1 protein-coding gene and 1 pseudogene are annotated in these 2,097 nt (G+C 38.2%); both read left to right on the top strand.

Annotated features, from left to right (window positions below):
- The first annotated feature begins 647 nt into the window (after positions 1-647).
- Positions 648-1,457 carry a VIT1/CCC1 transporter family protein gene (locus tag ACFIO3_RS12090; protein ID WP_375614483.1) on the top strand — a complete coding sequence of 270 codons (810 nt, stop codon included), beginning with the start codon at positions 648-650 and terminating at the stop codon, positions 1,455-1,457.
- 79 nt (positions 1,458-1,536) lie between these two features.
- Positions 1,537-1,656 (top strand): annotated as a pseudogene (locus ACFIO3_RS12085) (integrase); the annotation flags it as partial.
- Between the last annotated feature and the right edge of the window lie 441 nt (positions 1,657-2,097).

Genomic DNA, 2,097 nt, shown 5'->3' with positions numbered 1-2,097 from the left:
CCAACCCCGCTTGTAGTGTGCAAGCAAGTGATTTTGATTGATTCAAGATAAACAGATTTGAAATGAGAGAATCCCACGTTATTCGGGAGGCTAATTCAATATGAATAACGCTAGATTATCATTATAAATCAATATCTTTTATGCAGCGTAAAGATGGAAAGACTCAATGGAGTTTATATTATTTAGTGTATATTATTGTATGAAGGCTTTACTGTTTTACTCTTTTATACTCTTCACGGACGCCCTCATGAAATAGGCATTTGTCCCTTGAAAAAAGTCTCTTTTAAAGAATTATTTCAAATTCCAAAGATTATTATCGTCTTTTGAACCCGTCAAATGAATGATCGTGCCCGCTTATTTCCATATATTCAAAATACATTAGAATGCTCCATTGAAAACGTCCCTTTAGCATAATAAAGCATATTTTCTCTCAATGCTTTCACGCCCCCCTCTCGACCCCACTTAATAAATCTCCCACTTAATAAATCTTCCTGTACTTGAATTTATTTGCCAGCTTTACTTTCATAGCACCCCAGCATTTTTTTACTGCAACCTTTTTGCAATTTTTCAGTTTTGAACTTTTAGATTGACTTTCGGTTTATTTTTCTTATGTTTTAGAATTATTCTAAAGTGCAGAGGAACAGAAAATGTTGAGATCGTTTTTTTCATTTGTACAACGTAAAGCTCTGTCCTTTCGTTCAGCACAAACAATGATGCTTCGCGCACTCAAAATAAAAGAGCAACATGCGGCGCTCTATTTAAAATATGCAAAAGCTCTAGAACCTTATTCCTCTAGGGAAGCCGCGGTTTTTACCGCCATGGGGCTTCAAGAGCTTAAAAATTATAAGCAACTTTTGTGCCTTTCTTGCCATAATCGTGCAAACACTATCGGTTCATTATGTGACAAAACTTCTCTTGTGAAAGGCAAGAGCCGCCATCCCTCCCAAAAAACAACAGCGGCAAATCACACCATAAAAAAACCTTCGAAAACGCAAAGACAAACACTTTTGACTTGGATTCAACCAGGTCTAGCAGGGTTAATGGATGGCTCTGTTTCCACCCTTGCCCCCATTTTTGCCGCAGCTTTTGCCACGGGAGACACGCATCAAACTTTTTTGATAGGACTCTCAGCTTCAATTGGTGCAGGACTTTCGATGGGTTTCACAGAAGCAGCCCATGATGACGGCAAATTATCAGGACGTGGTTCGCCATTAAAAAGAGGCCTTGCCAGCGGCATTATGACCACATTAGGAGGATTAGGCCATACGCTTCCCTATTTAATCAACTCTTTTTATGTAGCGACAATTATTGCTTTTATCATTGTTTTTTTCGAACTAGGCGCCATCGTCTGGATTCAGAACAAATTCATGTCAACTCCCTTTTGGCGCGCTTCTTTACAGGTCATCATTGGAGGTGCCTTGGTTTTTGCCACGGGTATACTTATCGGTAGTATCTAAAAAAATCTTATCCACAACCCATGATTTAGATCTCTAACGTGTCATTCCTTTTAGTGACAACACATTGATTTATAGAACTCTTAATCTTTGTCTCAAACATACGGCTGCCTTAGAGTTGGATGTTGATTTACAGGCAACAACAAAAGCACGCGTTCTTTTAGGCAAACAACGCCATAAAACGCAAAACTTTCCAGCAATAGGTTGAAGAGATATACCAGCACCATCACACACTTTGCTAACCCTGAATATTACGGACAAAAGCTTTTGACCCTTGAGACGATTCATGAGAAGCACTTTTAGTCCTTATCTCATATAAATTCACTCCACACGGGCTCTCTCGGCGTGTAACGCGCAAGCGACATGGTTCTGATTGCTTCAAAAAAGAGAAAAATTTATACCATTAGGGACTCTCATTCAACATACAAAAATAGTGAATTATCATTATTAATCAATATATTAGCATTCTTGGGAATTCTATTGATAGTATTTTTGGATAATGCTGTAGAGTATTCTGGATTAGCAAGAGATGATAACCAAGCTCTGGGGACAACCTCCATAAACAAACCTTCATCGACTTGTTTTATGGGTATCTTTTGTTAAAGTATCATTTTCTTCTAGACCTCATATTTTGGAAATGCCT

Source organism: Bartonella sp. AD328YNZD, assembly GCF_042196425.1.
Note: the sequence above shows the minus strand (reverse complement) of the source record. Positions and strands in the feature narration are given on the sequence as shown.

Bases quoted from the DNA above. Each gene is read 5' to 3' on its own strand.
- ACFIO3_RS12090 (WP_375614483.1), top strand. From the start codon at position 648: ATGTTGAGATCGTTTTTTTCATTTGTACAACGTAAAGCTCTGTCCTTT.